This window comes from Pandoraea pnomenusa (assembly GCF_000767615.3).
GTDB classification, from domain to species: domain Bacteria; phylum Pseudomonadota; class Gammaproteobacteria; order Burkholderiales; family Burkholderiaceae; genus Pandoraea; species Pandoraea pnomenusa.
In genome coordinates, this window is record NZ_CP009553.3 from 280,992 (window position 1) to 297,625 (window position 16,634).

Consider the following 16,634-nt stretch of genomic DNA (forward strand, 5'->3'; position numbering starts at 1 on the left):
GGTTGGCGTAAACCCTCGTCGGTCGACAGCGTCGCCACGCCCTCCCGGAACCGACAGGTGCGGCATTGCGTCTCTCCGCGATTTTGGGAATTTCACTCAAAATGATGCCAATGTGTCGCGAATGTGTCGGCTACCGTGCGTTTGTCAGCGACTTCCGACACATGGGTAACAACGTGTAACGGTTCGGGGCGAAGGGGAACGGCGCAGGCAGAATGCCACCTAATGCCTTACCTGACGCGCTGTCGATTCGTTCGGTCCGTTGTGGACGATTTCGGCTTGGCTCGATGGCGTTCCTCCGATGGACCTGGCCCGTCAGGTACGTTCTTTGCGCACACGTCGTGCGCTTGCAATAAAGCGATACGCAAGAAGGAGTCACTGTGAATCAACGAAACATCGCCAAATTCCTGCTGGTTTCCGCTTCGTTCCTGACCCTGGAAGTGAGCGTCGCCCGTGCCGATGAACTGGCACGCGACAAGACGGCCGAACCGACCCCGGTGAGTTCCACCGTGAGTTCTCCCGTTACGCCGCAGCGTTACGAAGGCCCGCTCGACCAGCGCACGATCGATCCGCGCGAATTCCAGCGCCGCTGATGCGGCCTGAACAACGTTGAGCGCGCCGCCACAAGGCGGCACGCTCTGCCCCCTCCGGGCGCCACCTCGCAAGGTCGGCGCCCTTTCTTTTTCCTCTTTTTTTCCCGATACCGGCATCGGCGTCTTCTCTGTAATCTCTTGTAATGGGAGTGAGAGGGTTAGTATTTTCAAAATATTCATAATCTACGCAATAATATTGCGCAGATGACGAAAATAGTGGGGGAGAAGTGTCAAAATTGGAACTCGACAAGATCGATCGCCGAATTCTGGCCTTGCTGCAAGGCAATGGCCGGCTATCCAATCTCGAGATCGCCGAACAGGTCCGCCTGTCGCCGAGCCCATGCCTGAGGCGCATTCGCCGGCTCGAGGAAGCCGGCGTCATTCGCGGGTATGTCGCGCTGCTCGAGCCCACGCGTCTCGGCCTTGGGCTGCTCGCCTACGTGAACGTGCGCCTGGACAAGCGGCATCCGGGCGACGGGCAGGGAGGGTCGGTGATCGAGCACTTCCGCAACGTGGTCGATTCCTGGACCGAAGTCGTCGGCTGTTATGCGATGGCGGGCGACATGGATTATCTGCTGCGCGTGCATGTGCGGGACATGGCGCACTTTTCCCGCTTCATGCAGACGAATCTGCTTGTGCACCCGAGCGTGGTCGACGTAAAGACGAGCTTCGTGCTCGACCAGCTCAAGGAAACGACAGCGCTGCCGCTACCGTGACAAGACGCGTCTCGCCATTGTGACGGGAACAAAAAAACCCGGCCATCCAGCCGGGTTTTCTTTTTTGCCGCGTCGAATCGGGCAGGCCGCGGTTCAGGCGGCGCGCTGATTCGGCAGCAGAGCGCCGAACAGGCGACGCACATTGCGAAGCTGGCGCTTGATGGCGTAGTCGAAGGCGGCGACTTGTTCCTGCATCATCTCCGAGAGCATCGATTGCGTGTCGGCCGGCGGCAGGCTCAGGTAGCCGTCCGCTTCGCCGTACGCGAAATTGATCTGCATGCCGGCCTTTTTCGCGATACGCATCATGCGGGCGTTTCGCGACAGGCAGTGCATGTAAAGCGTGTCGACGCGCTTGTTACGGCAGTGGATGGCAGCCCGCTCGAAAAGTCGCGAGCCGATGCCGCGACCGCGAGCGGATTCGAGTACCGAGACGCCGAACTCCGCGACGCGACCGTTCTTGCCTTCCGGCAACTGGGCAACATGGGCCACGGCAACGAGCGCCAGATGGTCGTCGTAGACGCCGAAAACACTGTCGCGAGCAAAGTCGAGGCTGGCAACGTAGCGCGTGATGATGTCGTCGGAGACGGCCTGGCCGAAGCGCAGCAGGCGGTCTTCTTCGCCGAGCGCCAGGAAATGGCGCTGGAGACGGTGAATATCGCCGGACGTCAATTCACGAATCAGCACGCTCGACCGCTCGTTGGCGGCAACCGTCGCGCGTGCGACGTCGGGCGTGTGGTTCGGGGCAGTCATGGCGTATTCCTTGAGTATTCTTTAGTGCGTCGACTGGATTGTGCGACGCAAAAGAATTATACCCGAACGGCTAGGTAAAAACCCTAGGAATCGTGCGATGCCGTTGGAGGAAAACGCCTAAGTCGCTGAAGAGTGGCGTCTTTTCTGGGTTTGTGTGGCGGCACCTTCGACCGCGAGGTTGTTGCGAGGCAACAAAAAAGGGCGGAAATCCCGCCCTTTTTTGTGAGTGTGTGCTCACCTCATTTTCGAGAGCGGCTTCGGCGTCACGTTCTCGTGGGCAGCACGGCAGCAGGAATGGCGGCCTCGATGCCATCCGGCAGCGGAGTGGCGAGACCGTGCTCGAGCACGGCGATGACTTCGTTGGCGAAATCGCGGTAACGCATGCGTCCACCCGGCTTGAGCCATGTGAACGTCCAGTTGATCATGCCGAACAGCATCATCGTGAGCGCCGTCTGGTTGTGCCTGGCCACCCGATCGGGGAACGCTCGCGCGAGCTGGCGTGCGAAGGCGGCCACCACATCGCGTTGCCGGTTCAGCACGATCTCCCGTTGCTCGTCGTTGAGGAACTTCACGTCGTTGAGCAGCGCGATGTGCCGCGTCTGCGACGTTTCGTACTCATCGAGGAAAGCGCGAATCAGCTCATGGAACGTGTCGCGCTCGGAGAGACCGCGGCGCTGGCCGAGCGCCTCGACCTCGGTGACGATGAGCATCAGCCGCTTGGTGTAGCGCTCGAGCAGATCGAACAGAATGGCGTCCTTGCTCGCGTAGTAATGATAGAGGCGGGCCTTCGACGTGCCGCACGCGGCGGCCAACTCGGACATCGAGGTGCTCGGGTAGCTCGCGCGGGCGAACGCCTCGGCCGCGACATCGAGAATCTGTTCGCGCTGCGATTCGTGATCGGGCGCTTTGGTACGTGCCATAAACGGGGGTTACTCCAGTCGTAGATCGCACGCGGCGGCAGCTGTCGTGTCGCCGCGCAATGCGAGCCGGCCTGCCGCACCGAGCTCGCGGCAGCGCCACAGCAGAAAACTGTCGGTCGCAAAAAAACCTTCGATGCGGGGCATGGTCTCGCCGAGAAAGGCCGCCATCGGGGTCCAGGCAACGGGCGCCAGGGTCAGCAACTGATCGTCGATCTCGGCGAACGTTGCGCCCTCGAATGTGTTGTGCACCCAGCGACGCACTTGCGTATTCACCTGCTTGAGCGCGCGCCATTCGAGCGAAAGGCGGCCGATGCGCAGCAGCGAGATCGGGGCGATGCGCGCGAACCGTTCGGCGAGCACGTCCGGGGCGTACATGCCCACGCTGGTGCGCCGCTCAGGGCCTTGCGCCGTGCCCGGGCCGCTCAGATCGGCACTGCGCAGCACGATTTCGTTGAGTCGGGCGGGCGTGTTTCGCAGCATGAACGATACGCGGCGAAGCACAAGCTGATCCGACGCACTGTCGCCATGCCAGCACACCACGGCACTTTCCGTGGGGCCGCCTTCGGCCAGGCGCTGCAGCGACGCCAGTTCCTCGCGCAACTCGCTGGCGTAATCCCGGTTCGCCGACGGCATCACCCGCTGCCAGAACGCCGCGCGCTGACGCTCGTTCTCGTCGATCTCGCGCAACGGACCGACGGCCAGGTCGTCTCGCAGGACAAGCACGGGGTCGGCGCGGTGCGCCAGCGCCATTGCCGCGCGCAACTGCTGCGCGGCAATATCGCCACAGACGACATGGATGGTATTCATGCCCGGTAGTTTACGGTATTCCCGCAACCTCGGGTTGACGCTCCCGTCATGACGGCAATCACAGGCAATAGCAGGCGATAACAGACAATCACCGCGCGGAACCGGATCATTCGCGGGACTTCGACCCGGCGGATGCGACGGTGCCGCGGTGTTGCCTCAGTATCGCCCCCGCGTTCGCGCGCCGCGGCAATCCGCGTCACACGGGGCCTAGGCTTCGACGGGGCGCGGTCGGCGGCCGTGGCCGCCCGCCATCCGCGCCACCGCCGGGTCCTCGCCGATCAGCGCTCGTCGTAGCTGACCACGACGCGCTCGGTGAGCGGGCGGGCCTGGCACGTCAGCACGAAGCCTTGCTCGACTTCGTAGTCTTCCAGCGTGTAGTTCTTGTCCATGGCGACTTCGCCTTCGAGCACCTTGGCGCGGCACGTGCAGCACACGCCGCCCTTGCAGGCGTACGGCAGCGACAGGCCGGCGGCCAGGCCGGTATCGAGGATGCTCTGGCCCTCGTACGGCTGGCGCAGACGACGCTCCTTGCCGTCCATCACCACGACCAGCTCGGCCATCGGCGTATCGTCGGTGATCACGACCGGCTTCACGCCGGCTTGGGGCGAGGGCACGCCGAAGCGTTCGACATGGATCTTTTCCTTGGCAACGCCCGCGGCGGCCAGCGCGGCCTCGGCGGCGTCCATCATCGGCCCCGGACCGCAAATGAAGGCTTCATCGATGCTCGACGGTGAAATGAGCGTCTCGAGGAAAGCGGCGCACTTGTCCTGATCCAGCAGGCCGTTGAACAACTCGACTTCCTGTGCTTCGTCCGAGAGCACGTGATACAGGCGCAGACGGCCGAGATACGTGTTCTTCAGATCCTCGAGGGCTTCGGCGAACATGATCGCGGGTACCGAGCGGTTGCCGTAGACCAGCGTGAACTGGCTGTTCGGCTCGGTGGCCAGCGTGGTCTTGATGAGCGCGAGCATCGGCGTGATGCCAGACCCGCCGGCGAAGCCCACGTAATGCTTGGCCTGCTCGGCCGACAAACGGGTGAAGAAGCGGCCGTCCGGCGTCATCACGTCGATTTGCTGGCCCGGCTTCAGTTGATCGTTGGCGAAGTTCGAAAACTTGCCGCCCGGCACGCGTTTGATGCCCACCCGCAGCTCGCCCGTGGCCTCGTAGTCGGGCACGCCAACGCAGATTGAGTAGGAACGACGGGCTTCTTCGCCGTCGATCTCGGTCTTGAGCGTGAGGAACTGGCCTTGCGTGAAGCGATACGCGTCGCGCAGCGCCTCGGGCACCGTGAAGGCGATGGAGATGGCGTCGGCGGTCTCGGGACGGATTTCGCGAATGGTCAGCGAATGGAATTGCGGTGTCGTCATCGTGGGCTTCCTTACCGTCCGGGCGCGGGTGGCGACAATCGAAGTGTCGGCATCGTTACGCGCGAAGCGGGATCAGTCGGGTCAATCGGATCAATCGGGTCAATCAGTAGGGCTTGAAGTAGTCGAACGGCTCCCGGCAAGCGCGGCAACGGTAATGTGCCTTGCAGGCGGTCGAGCCGAAGGCCGAGACCACTTCCGTGTCGTGCGACCCGCAGTGGGGGCACGGCACACCGTCTTTCGGTCGGCCGTAGAACGTGATCTTGCGCGGGGCGTCCGCGGCCACCGCATGCGCCCCCGTGGGGGGAGCGATGCCGTAGCCGCGCAGTTTTTCGCGCGCTGCGGGGCTGATCCAGTCCGTCGTCCATGCGGGGGCGAGCACGGTCGTGATGCGCCACGGGCCGAGACCCGCGCGCGTCATGGCCGCCTCGATGTCCTCGGCGATCTGCTGCATCGCCGGGCATCCCGAGTAGGTGGGCGTGATCACGATCTCGAAGGCCGTGTCGCCGGCGTCGTTGGTCACGACGCGCACATCGCGCAGAATGCCGAGTTCCCGAATCGACACGACCGGGATCTCCGGGTCGGGCACCGATTCGAGCGTTTGCCATGCGAGCGCCAGCGACGCTTCCGATGCCGGCGTCAGCACGTCGGGCGCAACGGGGGGCGTAAGCGGCAGGGTCATGGTCGTATCCGTCAGCATGATGTGCGCGCGTGGCTTACCAGCTCGCGCCGGGGTGCTGGCGTGCCAGTCCCTGCATCTCGCCGAGCAGGTAGCTCATGTGCTCGGAGTGACGGCCGAACTTGCCCGTGCTCTCGAACGCACCATCGACCGGGGCGCTGAGCGTGGCTTCGGCGAGCGCGTCGTTCACCGTGGTTTGCCAGGCGTCCTTGAGCTCGGCCATCGCCACGCCGGTACCGGCGGCGGCCACGGCTTCCTCGAGCGGGTCGCGCTTGAAGATTTCGTTCATGTACGGCACGAGGTAGTCGAGCGCGTCCTGCGCGCGGCGATGCGATTCCTCGGTGCCATCGCCGAAGCGCACGAGCCAGTCGCGCGCGTGATGCAGATGGTAGTGCGCTTCCTTGACCGACTTCGCGGCGATGGCGGCGAGTTCGGCGTCGTTCGAACCGGCGAGCGCTTGCCACACTTCGACCATGAGGGCCGAGTAGAGGAAGTTGCGCACGATGGTCACGGCGTAGTCGCGCTCGGCGGCGGTCGTGCCGGCCGTCGGGCCGTAATGGGGCAGCTCGACGAGCGTCCAGTTGCGGAAGGCGAATTCATCGCGCCAGAAGGCGTAGTCGTCCTCCTGCTTGGCGATGCCGGTAAGTTCCGCTTCGACCTTGGCGGCGTGCTGATACAGCATGCGTGCCTGACCGATGAGATCGAGGCTCAGGTTGGTGAGCGCGATGTCTTCTTCCAGCACGGGGCCGTGACCGCACCATTCCGCATTGCGCTGACCGAGGATCAGCGCGTTGTCGGCGAGGCGCAGCAAGTAGGACAGGTGTTCCTGCGTCGGTTTCATGTTCTGGGGTCTCGCATGGGGCGCGCGGGCGCGCCGCCGCTTACATGTGGTTCACTTCTTCCGGCAACTGGTAGAAGGTCGGATGGCGGTAGATCTTGTCGGCGGCCGGGTCGAACAGTTCGCCCTTGTCTTCCGGCGCGGACGCGGTGATGGCGGCCGACGGCACGACCCAGATGCTCACGCCTTCCTGGCGGCGGGTGTAGACGTCGCGCGCCATGCGCAGCGCCATCTCGGCGTCGGCGGCGTGCAGGCTGCCGCTGTGCTTGTGCTCGAGGCCCATCTTGCTGCGCACGAACACTTCCCAGAGGGGCCATTCCTTGTTGCTTGCTTGCGTCATGATCGTTCCTGATGTCTTGTGAGGGCTGCGTGGCTTGGGTGCGAGCCGCTCACGCGGCCTGCTTCTCGGCGCGGCGGCGCTGCTTTGCGGCGTGTGCCAGGGCGGCTTCGCGTACCCAGGCGCCTTTTTCGTGGGCGGCCACGCGGGTGCCGACACGTTCCTTGTTGCACGGGCCGTCGCCGCCGACCACGCGCCAGAATTCGGCCCAGTCGATCTCGCCGTAGTCGTGCGCCTTGCGCGCCTCGTTCCACTTCAGATCCGGGTCGGGGAAGGTCACGCCGAGCACACGGGCCTGTTCGACGGCGGCGTCGACGAATTTCTGGCGCAGATCGTCGTTCGAGATGCGCTTGATGCCCCACTTCATGGTCTGGGCGCTGTGGATCGAGTCCTTGTCGCTCGGGCCGAACATCATCAGCACCGGCCACCACCAGCGGTTCACTGCCTCCTGCACCATGTCGCGCTGGGCTTGCGTGCCGTTCATCATCGCGAGGAGGGCGTCGAAGCCCTGGCGCTGGTGGAACGATTCCTCCTTGCATACGCGGATCATGGCGCGTGCATAGGGGCCGTACGAACAGCGGCACAGCGGCACCTGGTTCATGATGGCGGCGCCGTCGACCAGCCAGCCGATCACGCCGACATCGGCCCACGTGAGGGTCGGGTAATTGAAGATGCTGGAGTACTTGGCCTTGCCCGAGTGAAGCGCATCGATCATTTCGTCGCGCGACGAGCCGAGCGTTTCGGCGGCCGAATACAGGTACAGACCGTGACCGGCTTCATCCTGCACCTTGGCCAGCAGAATGGCCTTGCGCTTCAGGCTCGGCGCGCGCGAGATCCAGTTGCCTTCCGGCAGCATGCCGACGACTTCCGAATGGGCGTGCTGCGAAATCTGGCGCACGAGCGTCTTTCGGTACTCGGCCGGCATGTAGTCCTGCGGCTCGATCTTCTGATCGGCGGCGATGCGCGCGTCGAAGCGGGCGTGTTGCTGCTGCTCCGCCTCGCTCAGGGCGCGCACGCCCTTGGGGCTGTTGCCGGCCAGGTCGATGGCTTGCGTATACATAGAGGAAGGCCTCCGCGACATGTGGGGATATGCATCGCATTATAAACCGACCGGCCGGTCGGTCAATAAATGTTTTCCATGATATGGCCGATGCGATCCATTTCGTTGGTCGGAGCGTTCCCGTCGGGGCGTTCCCGCCGCGGGGGCATGGAACGTGACGCCAACGCCAGTTACATATCGGTTGCCCTCGGGGAGGCGCCGAGCTTCGAGAGGGGGCAATCCATCGAATTTCAATTTTCAAACGGGGGAGAAGGGCATTAATTTCCACAGGAAACGTATCGCCGCGACGGACAGAAGCGGCATCCAGGGTCGAGATCGGACAGACGGCGCATGCCGCCAGTGCGGCTGCGACAGGCGCTGTGCTGTCCTTCCTGGGGCGCGCACTCGAATTGAACGCGGCCGCCAAACTTTCCCCGGTACCCGAATTCTTTCGTCTGGCCGGGCGCGCCGCATCCGGCAATCATCCAGAAATCAGGCTGCATCCGGCCTTTTCCGCATTGTTTGAGAATCCCGGCGAGCGGACCGGTGAGACGCTGACAACGAACAAATCCAAGGTGCTGACGTTGATGGCGGTCTTGCACGACCCGCGTTGCGTGAATCCCAACAATGGCGAGGTCCGTCCGACCTATACACAGTCAGTGATTGACTCGCTCGGTCGACAGCACGGGCTTCGCACGCAGGATGTGACAGTGGGCGAGGGCGTTGTGTTCAGCCCGAACGACGACACCTTGACGTTTCCCGGGGAGCCGCCTCTCGCGCTGGCCGGCATGCCGAGTCGCGTGATCGCGGCCCGGGAAGCGGCGATGGCGCGTCAGCCGAAGGCGCTGGCCTCCGATTTGAATACTTTGGTCCCGAAGCGCGACCCGGCCATCGGGGAACTGCAGGAATTGGCGTTGGGCGATATGCACGGGAACGTCCAGTTGTTGCATTTTTCAACTCGTCGGCGCCGGTGTGTTGAAAATCAACAACGAAGACATTTGGCTCCGGTGCATGAGCGCCTTGCAAGGATCGTCGAAGCACACGCCTTTCGGTCCGGGCGGCCAGTCCGTCGCTTCTCTGGACGACCGAGCGGCGGAATCGCTGAAGGAGAACGCGGAGCAGTTCAAGTTCCTTCTGTCCAGGGCCGTGGCTGCGGGGGACAATGCTGCCGCAGGGCTGGTGCTGTTGGGCGATCTGCTCAACGATCGTGGGCACAATGATTATTGCATGCTCTCGGCGATTGGCGTTCTGCGCAACATGGGCATCGACATGACCGTGATTGTCTCGAATCACGATGTCGAGTTCCTTCGGATCTACGATCGCGTGAAGTCGCTTCCGGGGACCGAGTCCTGGGGCAGCAAAGTCACGGAAATGAACAATTCGAACGTACTGCGGCTTAAACACGACTCGCTCGATTCGATGATTGCGATGATGGATCATGGCGACGCCGAAGAGCGCCTGCTTTATCGCAACGCGCTTATCGACATGGTGGAGAACACCTACCTCAAGTCCACGAAAATGCTCGCATGCAGTCGCGGCGATGCGGCCTATTACACGCATGGCGCGGGGCTCAGGCTGGTGACCGACGCGAATGAACGAAACGCAGGTGTTGCCGATGACAGCATCAGCTTTGGCGACAAGGTGACGATGATCAACCAGACGTGTTTGCCGGTGGCGCTGGAGAGCACCGACGCGTTTGACCGGACGTTTCTCACGGCAGAAGGTCACAGCCAGATGTCGGCGGATAATCGTACCGAAGAGAACTTCAACGCCGATGTGCTGGCCGCCACCGCGCTGGTGTGGGGGCACGGGGTCTCAGGGCACGGGGCAGCGCGAGTCGATCAGTTGTATTCCCGCCTGTCCGACGATTTCGCATTGGCGGATCAGTTCCGCCGGAACATTCATGGACACACGCCGTACGGGCCTGACGAGACGTTGTGCCTGGACGTGCTTCGGGAGCAGATTCACGAATTGCCCGCGGTAATGGCGCAACAGGGGCGCCCGGCAATGGTTGGGGCATTCGTCCGGAACTATTTGGACAATGCGGACCGACTCGACGGAAAAGTCCTGCTCGATGCCCTTGGCCTTCTCATGCGGGCATTGCAATCCACCGGCGCAATTGTGGGGGAGGAAACGCCGGGCGAAGCGGTCATCACGCATCTGTCGCAACGTCTGAATGTTGGTGTTTCCGACAACGTGGCGAAGTTCCTGCGGCAATTCGATCTCGAGAGCGAAAGGATCAACGAAGCGTTCCGCGACGGTGGGAACCATGCCGACGAGATCGGGAATGTGTTGGAAGACTTCGACAGGATGCCGTCAGGGGGCTATTCGCTGTTCGAGATCAACTTTGCGGTCGACCGATTTGTGGGACTCGCGCTGAAGCATGGGCTGATTCAGCAGGGCTCCGATGAAACTCAGCCGACGTCGTTTTCGAAACAGCTCGAAGCAAAAGGGTTCTCATTTTCGGAGACAACCGCCACGGCGCTTGATGCCTTGCAAGGGCAACGGGCCAGTGACGCAGGCGTGATCGACGCACAAAATTGCCTGAGCGCCGACGTGGAGGCGCGCAATGTGATGCGAACGCGCTTCGCGAACCTCGACAAAATGCGCTTTTACAACTCGCTTGACGGCAACAAAGGGAAGTTGGTGTTCGAGACCGATCACGAGGGGCACCAAACGAACGTGGCGAAGCGGATAAAGAATGAAGACTTCCCTGGCGACGCCGGGCCGTCTCCCGTCGGATACTTTGCTTACGAAAAGACCGCACTGGAGAGGCAAGTCTTTGCCATTCCGGCCGGTGTCCCGATCTCGTTCTACCAATGACGGGTTGATGGACATGGAGGCAGGCCTCGGCTTCTCGCGGGAAACCAATGATCTGCGCGTCGGCAGCTCGCTTTTCCATGTCCAATGCTTTGACTACGTGATTGGACGCTAAATCGCCGCGCCACCCAAACCGGGGAGAGGTCGCCCGGGCGTATCAACGCCCGGGCGTCTCGCAACGGCGCGTGGTTTCAGAAGTCCCAGATCACCGGGACCCAGCGATAGGCCTCGCCGTTGCGGGCAATCCGTCCCACCGATGGGAACGGCAGATGTGACGCCACGAGCAGGCCACGGTTCTGCGCGAGTTCCTCGAACAGGCCGATGCGCACGCGCGTCGACGCTTCAGGATCGTGCTCGAAGCCGTTCTGCCAGTCGGGATGGTCGAAGCCCACCGGGAACATGGCGTCTCCCGCGAAGGTCAGGCGTTCGTCACCCGACACGAGATCGACCACGCTGTGCCCGGGCGTATGGCCGCCCGTGATGCGAACGATCACGCCCGGCGCAACTTCACGCGTGTCCTCAAACATATGCAGTTGTTCACGGTACTCATTGTAGAAGCTTGTCGCCGTCGTGCGCAGCACGGCAGGCACCGGCGTCGGCATGACGGTGTGGGAGAAGTCCGGCGACGTCCAGAACGCGACTTCGGTCGCCGAGACGTGGATACGCACGTCCGGGCGCAAGCGCGACTTGACCTCGGGGACCAGCAGTCCGCCCACGTGATCCATGTGCATGTGGGTGACGATGATGTCGGTGACGTCCTCCAGCGCGATGCCCGCCGACTGGAGGCGCTGCGGAAACTGACCCGCGCGCGGGAAACCCGGGAATTGCCCGCCCAGACCGGCATCGACGAGGATGGTCTGACGGCCGCTGCGAACCACCATCACGTTGAGCGGCCAGTCGAAGGCGTCCGGCGGCATGTACATGCTGTCGAGCCACGCGGCCAGGTCTGGCGCGGCCACGTTGGTCGCCATGGTCGAGGTCGGCAGCGGCAGCACGCCGTCGCTGATCACCATCGCTTCGATGGTGCCGACGCGCAGTGCGTAGCGGGAAGGCACCAGATCGACGGGGCCGTTGTCGCTGGCAAACAGCGTGTTGACGGTGGTGGACATCGTATGTCTCCTGAAGAGCGGTCGGCGCTGCCGACCGAGTGCGGTTTCGTGGAAGCCCTTGAGTGAAGAGCGCGTGAGAGGCATCGTAGGCAGGGGATCGCGAGGGCGGTAGGTACCCCCGAGGAAGCTTGCTGTTGCGTCGCAGACACCAATGCCGTGGCCCCGCGCGGGCGGTGCATGCTTGTCGGCGCGCATGCGCTGCGGCAGAATGAGTCGCCCGCCGCTTTTCCGCCTCTGGCGTTCGCCATGACATGACCGACTCCCTGACCCTCTTCGAATGCCACCGTCCTCGCCTGCATGCGATCGCATACCGCATGCTGGGCGCCGTGGCGGAGGCGGAAGACGTGGTGCAGGAAGCCTGGCTACGCTGGTACGGCACCGATCGCCTCGCCGTGCAGAACGCCGAGGCGTGGCTCGTGGCCATCACCACGCGCTTGTCCATCGACCGCCTGCGTGCCGCGAAGGCTGAGCGCGAGCATTACACGGGGGTCTGGTTGCCGGAGCCGATGTTGATGTCCGCGCCATCGACGCCCGAGCAGGACCACGAGCGTGCCGACGATGTTTCCGTGGCGTTCCTGTACATGCTCGAGCGCTTGTCGCCCGACGCCCGGGCGGCCTTCCTGATGCGCGACGTGTTCGACGCCGACTATGAGGACATTGCCCAGACGCTGGGCAAGACCCCCGCCGCCGTGCGCCAACTCGTCAAGCGCGCCCGCCAGCAATTGCGCGAAGGCACGCCGCGCGAGGCGGTGCCGCGCGCCACGTTGCACCGCCTGTTGCTCGCCTTTGCCGACGCCATGCAGCGCAGCGACTTCCGCGGCCTGCACGCCCTGCTGAGCGACGACGCCGAGTTGATCGGCGACGGCGGCGGCAAGGTTGGCAGCTTCAGCAGCCTCATCGGCGGCAAACGCCTCGCGCAACTGTTCTACGCGGGCAAGCGGCGGTTTCGCGACGCCCTGCGCATCGAAGTGCTTCAGGTCAACGGCCAATGGGCGCTGCTGCGTTTCGTCGACGAGAAGCTGGAATCCGTGCAGTCGTACGAGACCGATGGCACGCGCTTCACCCGCATCCTGGTGCAACGCAATCCCGACAAGCTGGCCCGTATCGCCGCCCTGACGGAGCGGCGCTGACGCAGGTGTCGCCTCGGTGACCCGATGCTTTGGTGCCTGGTGGGCAACATGATGATCCCCTGCGCGAGACTACCGCCGCAGTGTGCCGGCTCCTACGATGAGGACCTCATCCACCTTGCCGAGGACACGCCATGTTGAAGATGAAATGGGGACCACTGCTTGTCGCGGCCGGTGCAATGCTGAGCCCGATCGCTCACGCCGCACCGCCGCAACCGATCGTGACCGAACTGATGGACAAGGCGCTGCCGGACATGCCCGGCAAGGACGCGCTGATGCTCACTGTCGACTACCCGCCCGGTGCTGCGGATCCGATCCATCGTCACAATGCCCATAGCTTCGTGTACGTGCTCGAAGGCAGCATCGTGATGCAGGTCCGGGGTAGCAAGGAAGTCACGCTCACGGCCGGCCAGACGTTCTACGAAGGTCCGGGCGACATCCACACCGTGGGCCGCAACGCCAGCCAGACCAGGCCTGCCCGGTTTCTGGTGGTGCTGATCAAGCCGCAGGGCGCACCCGCACTGATTCCGGCCAAGTGAGACTTTCTCGATAACCCCCTGTCACCACAGTTCTCTTGCACGCCATGCCGGGCGTGCTTCCTGGACGGCGTTTCCCTACGAAACGCCGTTTTTTTTGGCTTGATGTCACAGAACGCTCGGCTGGGCCGTCTTATCAGCAGGAACAACCACTGTGGCGCACTCACCATGTCGACACCTTCATCTGCCCCTGCCTCTGCCGCTACGCAGCCCTCCCGGTGCGCGGATTCGCTGGCCGACAGCTTTGCGACAAGCTATGCCGGCGTCGTCGCCTTCATCGCGGTTGCCACCGAGGGCAACTTCGCCAAGGCGGGCGACCGTCTTGGTATCGGCCGCTCGGCGATCAGCCGCAGCGTTCAGAAGCTCGAAGACCAGCTCGGCACACGGCTCTTCGTGCGCACCACGCGCAGCACTTCGCTGAGCGCCGAAGGCCGGCGTTTCTATGAGCGGTGCCAGCCGGGCGTGGAGCGAATCATTCAGGCCATGGACGACATGCGGGAGCTGCGCGAGGGGCCGCCGTCGGGCCGGCTTCGCATCTGCTCGACGGTCGGTTTCGGGCGGAAGATCGTGGCCCCGCTGCTCCACGGGTTTCGCGAAGCGAATCCGAACATCTCGATCGAGCTGGTGCTCGACGACGGCCCCACCGACTTCGCCACGGACCGCATCGACGTATCGTTCCGCAACGGTCGCATGGAAGACAGCCGGGTCATCGCCAAGAAAGTGATTCCCATGCAGATGATGCTGTGCGCGTCACCCGGTTATGTCGCCGAGCGCGGCCTGCCCACGAGCGTCGACGAGATTGCGAATCACCGCTGTGTGAACTTCCGACTGGCGTCGGGACGCGTTTTCGAATGGGAATTCAAGTCGGGCGGGCAACTGCGCAAGCTGTCGCCTAACGCCTCGCTGACCTTCAACGACGCGGACCTGGTCCTGCAATCGGTGCTGGACGGGCACGGCCTTGCGCAAATGGCGGCGTATCAGGTTTGCGACCACCTGCGCGCAGGCCGACTGGTTTCCTGTCTGCCGCAATATGCGCCCGATGATCGGGGGCACTTCATGTGCTTCCTGAGCCGCCAGCATCTGCCGGCCCGCATCCGTGTGTTCATTGACTACATGACGGAGCACATCCGGGCGATGGACCTGCAAATCCTGGACAACCCCGTGGTGAAGGCGGCGTAGGCGACCGCCCCCCGGCGAGTTATTGGGTCAGGCCCAGAATGCTTGGAATGCCGTCCTGCGTCATCTTGGAATACGGGCACAGGCGCTCGGTGTTGCGTACGAGTGCTTCGGCCACCTCTCTCGACATGTCAGGCAGGTGGATGTTGATTTCGGCCTGGAGGGCGAAAAGACCGTCGACGGGATCGCGGCCGAAGGTGATCGTCGCGGTGACCGAGGCGTCGGGAATGGACAGGCCCGCGCGTTCGGCCAGCATGCTGAGCGCGCCGTGAAAGCACGCTGCATAGCCTGCCGCGAATAGTTGCTCGGGGTTCGTGCCGCCCCCGGACCCTCCCAGCTCGACCGGCAGGCGAAGGTTCACGAACAGTTCGCCGTCGTCGGACGCAGCGATGCCGGAGGCGCGACCATGCGCGGCCTCCCCGCCGTGTACCGTCACGCTCGTGGCGTACAGGGGGTGAAAGTCCCTGCCACGGTACTTGTCCAGAAGACTGGGAGGGGGAGGCCGCAGTTTGCTCATGTCACGTCCAGGTGAGGGCCGCGAGTTCAATCGTTCGCGCGGCTGAACCAGGTGTCGAAGTCGATCTTGCCCAAACGCGGGCTGGCGCCGGGTACCAGCGTGTCATCGTCGAGCACGGCGCCGAAATAGCGCGCGCCCGGATCCGCCTGCACGGTGCGGTTATCGCCGATTTTGCGCATGTAGCATTGCGCCAAGTCGGCCAGCCGCATGCGCTGCGGGCCGGCAACTTCGACGATACCGTTGACCGGGGCGCCGAGCGCGGCGTCGGCCACGGCGATCGCCACGTCGTCGGAGGCGATCGGCTGCACGAAAGCCGTCGAGAGCCGCACCTGGTCGCCTTGCAAGCCCGATTGCACGATGCTGCCCAGAAATTCGAAGAACTGGGTGCAATGAACGATGGTGTAGGGAATGCCGCCCTGATCGATCAACGCTTCCTGCGCGATCTTGGCGCGGAAATAGCCACTCTCGGCCAGACGCTGCGTGCCTACGACCGACAGCGCGACGTGATGACGAACACCGGCCCGGGTTTCCGCGGCGAGCAGGTTTCGCGTCGACGTCTGGAAAAACGTCAGTACGGCCTCGTCTTCGAACGAGGGCGAGTTGGCCACGTCGACCACGGTGTCGACCCCGACGAGTGCGTCGTCCAGGCCTTCGCCGGTGATCGTGTTCACGTTCGTGGCAGGTGATGCCGCGATGGCCTCGTGACCGCGTTCGTTCAGTACTTTGACGAGTTTCCTGCCGATCAGGCCGGTGCCTCCGATGACGAGGATTTTCATGGATGCCCTCAGCTCAGGTTGGCCTTGTCCAGACCGTAGGCTTTGTCGGCCGAACCGGGCACGGTCCGAAAGCCCACGTTCAGACGGTTCCAGCCGTTAATCGCCATGATGGCGAAGCTCAGATCGGAAATTTCCTTCTCGGAGAGCTGGCTGCGTACGCGCTCGTAGACTTCGTCGGACACGCCTTGTGCGCCGAGCGTGGTCAGCGCTTCGGTCCAGGCGAGGCAGGCACGCTCGCGCGGCGAGAATTCAGTCGACTCGCGCCAGATGGCGACGTGATGCAGGCGCAATTCACGCTCCCCGTGAATCTTGGCTTCCTTGACATGCATGTCAAGGCAAAAGCCGCAGCCGTTGATCTGGGAGGCGCGGATATCGATGAGGTCCAGGATCGATTGCTCGATGGCGCTCGACTTCAGGAGCATGCCGAATTCGATGAACTTCTTGAATAGTTCGGGCGATTGGGCGAAAGCGTTCAGACGTTGACTCATGATGGCTACCTCGATGGGTTGACGCGTCCCGCCGATACCTGGCGA

At 63.4% G+C, this 16,634-nt stretch carries 19 protein-coding genes; 6 read left to right on the forward strand and 13 right to left on the reverse strand.

Annotation, left to right across the window (positions count from 1 at the left end):
- Positions 1-377: 377 nt before the first annotated feature.
- Positions 378-590: a hypothetical protein gene (locus LV28_RS25285; RefSeq protein WP_023872528.1), complete on the forward strand. Its 213-nt coding sequence runs from the start codon at positions 378-380 to the stop codon at positions 588-590.
- 227 nt (positions 591-817) lie between these two features.
- Entirely contained in the window at positions 818-1,306 is a 489-nt protein-coding gene (locus LV28_RS25290) for an Lrp/AsnC family transcriptional regulator (protein WP_023598503.1), read from the forward strand.
- A gap of 93 nt (positions 1,307-1,399) precedes the next feature.
- On the opposite strand, the gene LV28_RS25295 is transcribed toward LV28_RS25290, so the two are convergent.
- From LV28_RS25295 to LV28_RS25335, 9 genes are all read right to left on the reverse strand, one after another.
- Complete coding sequence (locus LV28_RS25295) at positions 1,400-2,056, reverse strand: GNAT family N-acetyltransferase (protein WP_023598504.1); 657 nt, start codon at positions 2,054-2,056, stop codon at positions 1,400-1,402.
- Positions 2,057-2,319: 263 nt separating this feature from the next.
- Complete coding sequence (locus LV28_RS25300) at positions 2,320-2,976, reverse strand: TetR/AcrR family transcriptional regulator (protein ID WP_023598505.1); 657 nt, start codon at positions 2,974-2,976, stop codon at positions 2,320-2,322.
- A 9-nt stretch (positions 2,977-2,985) separates the two neighbouring features.
- Positions 2,986-3,783, reverse strand: coding sequence for a DUF1835 domain-containing protein (locus tag LV28_RS25305; RefSeq protein ID WP_025250156.1), 798 nt, complete (start codon positions 3,781-3,783; stop codon positions 2,986-2,988).
- 278 nt (positions 3,784-4,061) lie between these two features.
- Positions 4,062-5,150 carry a 1,2-phenylacetyl-CoA epoxidase subunit PaaE gene (gene paaE / locus LV28_RS25310; RefSeq protein WP_023598507.1) on the reverse strand — a complete coding sequence of 363 codons (1,089 nt, stop codon included), beginning with the start codon at positions 5,148-5,150 and terminating at the stop codon, positions 4,062-4,064.
- Positions 5,151-5,253: 103 nt separating this feature from the next.
- Positions 5,254-5,829 carry a 1,2-phenylacetyl-CoA epoxidase subunit PaaD gene (gene paaD, locus LV28_RS25315; protein WP_038621784.1) on the reverse strand — a complete coding sequence of 192 codons (576 nt, stop codon included), beginning with the start codon at positions 5,827-5,829 and terminating at the stop codon, positions 5,254-5,256.
- A gap of 34 nt (positions 5,830-5,863) precedes the next feature.
- Positions 5,864-6,667 (reverse strand): 1,2-phenylacetyl-CoA epoxidase subunit PaaC, encoded by an 804-nt coding sequence (gene paaC, locus LV28_RS25320; RefSeq protein ID WP_023598509.1) that lies wholly within the window; start codon positions 6,665-6,667, stop codon positions 5,864-5,866.
- 40 nt (positions 6,668-6,707) lie between these two features.
- Positions 6,708-7,004 carry a 1,2-phenylacetyl-CoA epoxidase subunit PaaB gene (gene paaB, locus LV28_RS25325; RefSeq protein ID WP_023598510.1) on the reverse strand — a complete coding sequence of 99 codons (297 nt, stop codon included), beginning with the start codon at positions 7,002-7,004 and terminating at the stop codon, positions 6,708-6,710.
- Between the two features lie 49 nt (positions 7,005-7,053).
- Positions 7,054-8,061 carry a 1,2-phenylacetyl-CoA epoxidase subunit PaaA gene (paaA, locus tag LV28_RS25330; RefSeq protein ID WP_025250159.1) on the reverse strand — a complete coding sequence of 336 codons (1,008 nt, stop codon included), beginning with the start codon at positions 8,059-8,061 and terminating at the stop codon, positions 7,054-7,056.
- A gap of 635 nt (positions 8,062-8,696) precedes the next feature.
- On the reverse strand, positions 8,697-8,990 hold the full coding sequence (locus tag LV28_RS25335) for a hypothetical protein (RefSeq protein ID WP_038619166.1): 294 nt from the start codon (positions 8,988-8,990) through the stop codon (positions 8,697-8,699).
- 61 nt (positions 8,991-9,051) lie between these two features.
- On the opposite strand from LV28_RS25335, the gene LV28_RS25340 reads away from it, so the two are divergent.
- The gene (locus LV28_RS25340) at positions 9,052-10,863 is read left to right on the forward strand and encodes a hypothetical protein (RefSeq protein WP_038619163.1); all 1,812 of its coding nucleotides are present in this window, start codon (positions 9,052-9,054) and stop codon (positions 10,861-10,863) included.
- Positions 10,864-11,051: 188 nt separating this feature from the next.
- Here LV28_RS25340 and LV28_RS25345 read toward each other — a convergent pair whose 3' ends face one another.
- Entirely contained in the window at positions 11,052-11,969 is a 918-nt protein-coding gene (locus LV28_RS25345; protein ID WP_023598513.1) for an MBL fold metallo-hydrolase, read from the reverse strand.
- 251 nt (positions 11,970-12,220) lie between these two features.
- On the opposite strand from LV28_RS25345, the gene LV28_RS25350 reads away from it, so the two are divergent.
- The 3 genes from LV28_RS25350 (at position 12,221) to LV28_RS25360 (ending at position 14,811) form a co-directional block, all read left to right on the forward strand.
- The gene (locus tag LV28_RS25350; protein WP_038619160.1) at positions 12,221-13,099 is read left to right on the forward strand and encodes an RNA polymerase sigma-70 factor; all 879 of its coding nucleotides are present in this window, start codon (positions 12,221-12,223) and stop codon (positions 13,097-13,099) included.
- 131 nt (positions 13,100-13,230) lie between these two features.
- On the forward strand, positions 13,231-13,635 hold the full coding sequence (locus LV28_RS25355) for a cupin domain-containing protein (RefSeq protein ID WP_023598515.1): 405 nt from the start codon (positions 13,231-13,233) through the stop codon (positions 13,633-13,635).
- Between the two features lie 165 nt (positions 13,636-13,800).
- Positions 13,801-14,811: a LysR family transcriptional regulator gene (locus LV28_RS25360; protein WP_023872522.1), complete on the forward strand. Its 1,011-nt coding sequence runs from the start codon at positions 13,801-13,803 to the stop codon at positions 14,809-14,811.
- A 19-nt stretch (positions 14,812-14,830) separates the two neighbouring features.
- On the opposite strand, the gene LV28_RS25365 is transcribed toward LV28_RS25360, so the two are convergent.
- From LV28_RS25365 to LV28_RS25375, 3 genes are read right to left on the reverse strand one after another with little or no spacing between them, the layout of a single operon-like run.
- Complete coding sequence (locus LV28_RS25365) at positions 14,831-15,325, reverse strand: Ohr family peroxiredoxin (RefSeq protein WP_023598517.1); 495 nt, start codon at positions 15,323-15,325, stop codon at positions 14,831-14,833.
- A gap of 26 nt (positions 15,326-15,351) precedes the next feature.
- Positions 15,352-16,101 carry an SDR family oxidoreductase gene (locus LV28_RS25370; RefSeq protein ID WP_023598518.1) on the reverse strand — a complete coding sequence of 250 codons (750 nt, stop codon included), beginning with the start codon at positions 16,099-16,101 and terminating at the stop codon, positions 15,352-15,354.
- Positions 16,102-16,109: 8 nt separating this feature from the next.
- Positions 16,110-16,589: a carboxymuconolactone decarboxylase family protein gene (locus LV28_RS25375; RefSeq protein WP_023598519.1), complete on the reverse strand. Its 480-nt coding sequence runs from the start codon at positions 16,587-16,589 to the stop codon at positions 16,110-16,112.
- Positions 16,590-16,634 lie beyond the last annotated feature (45 nt).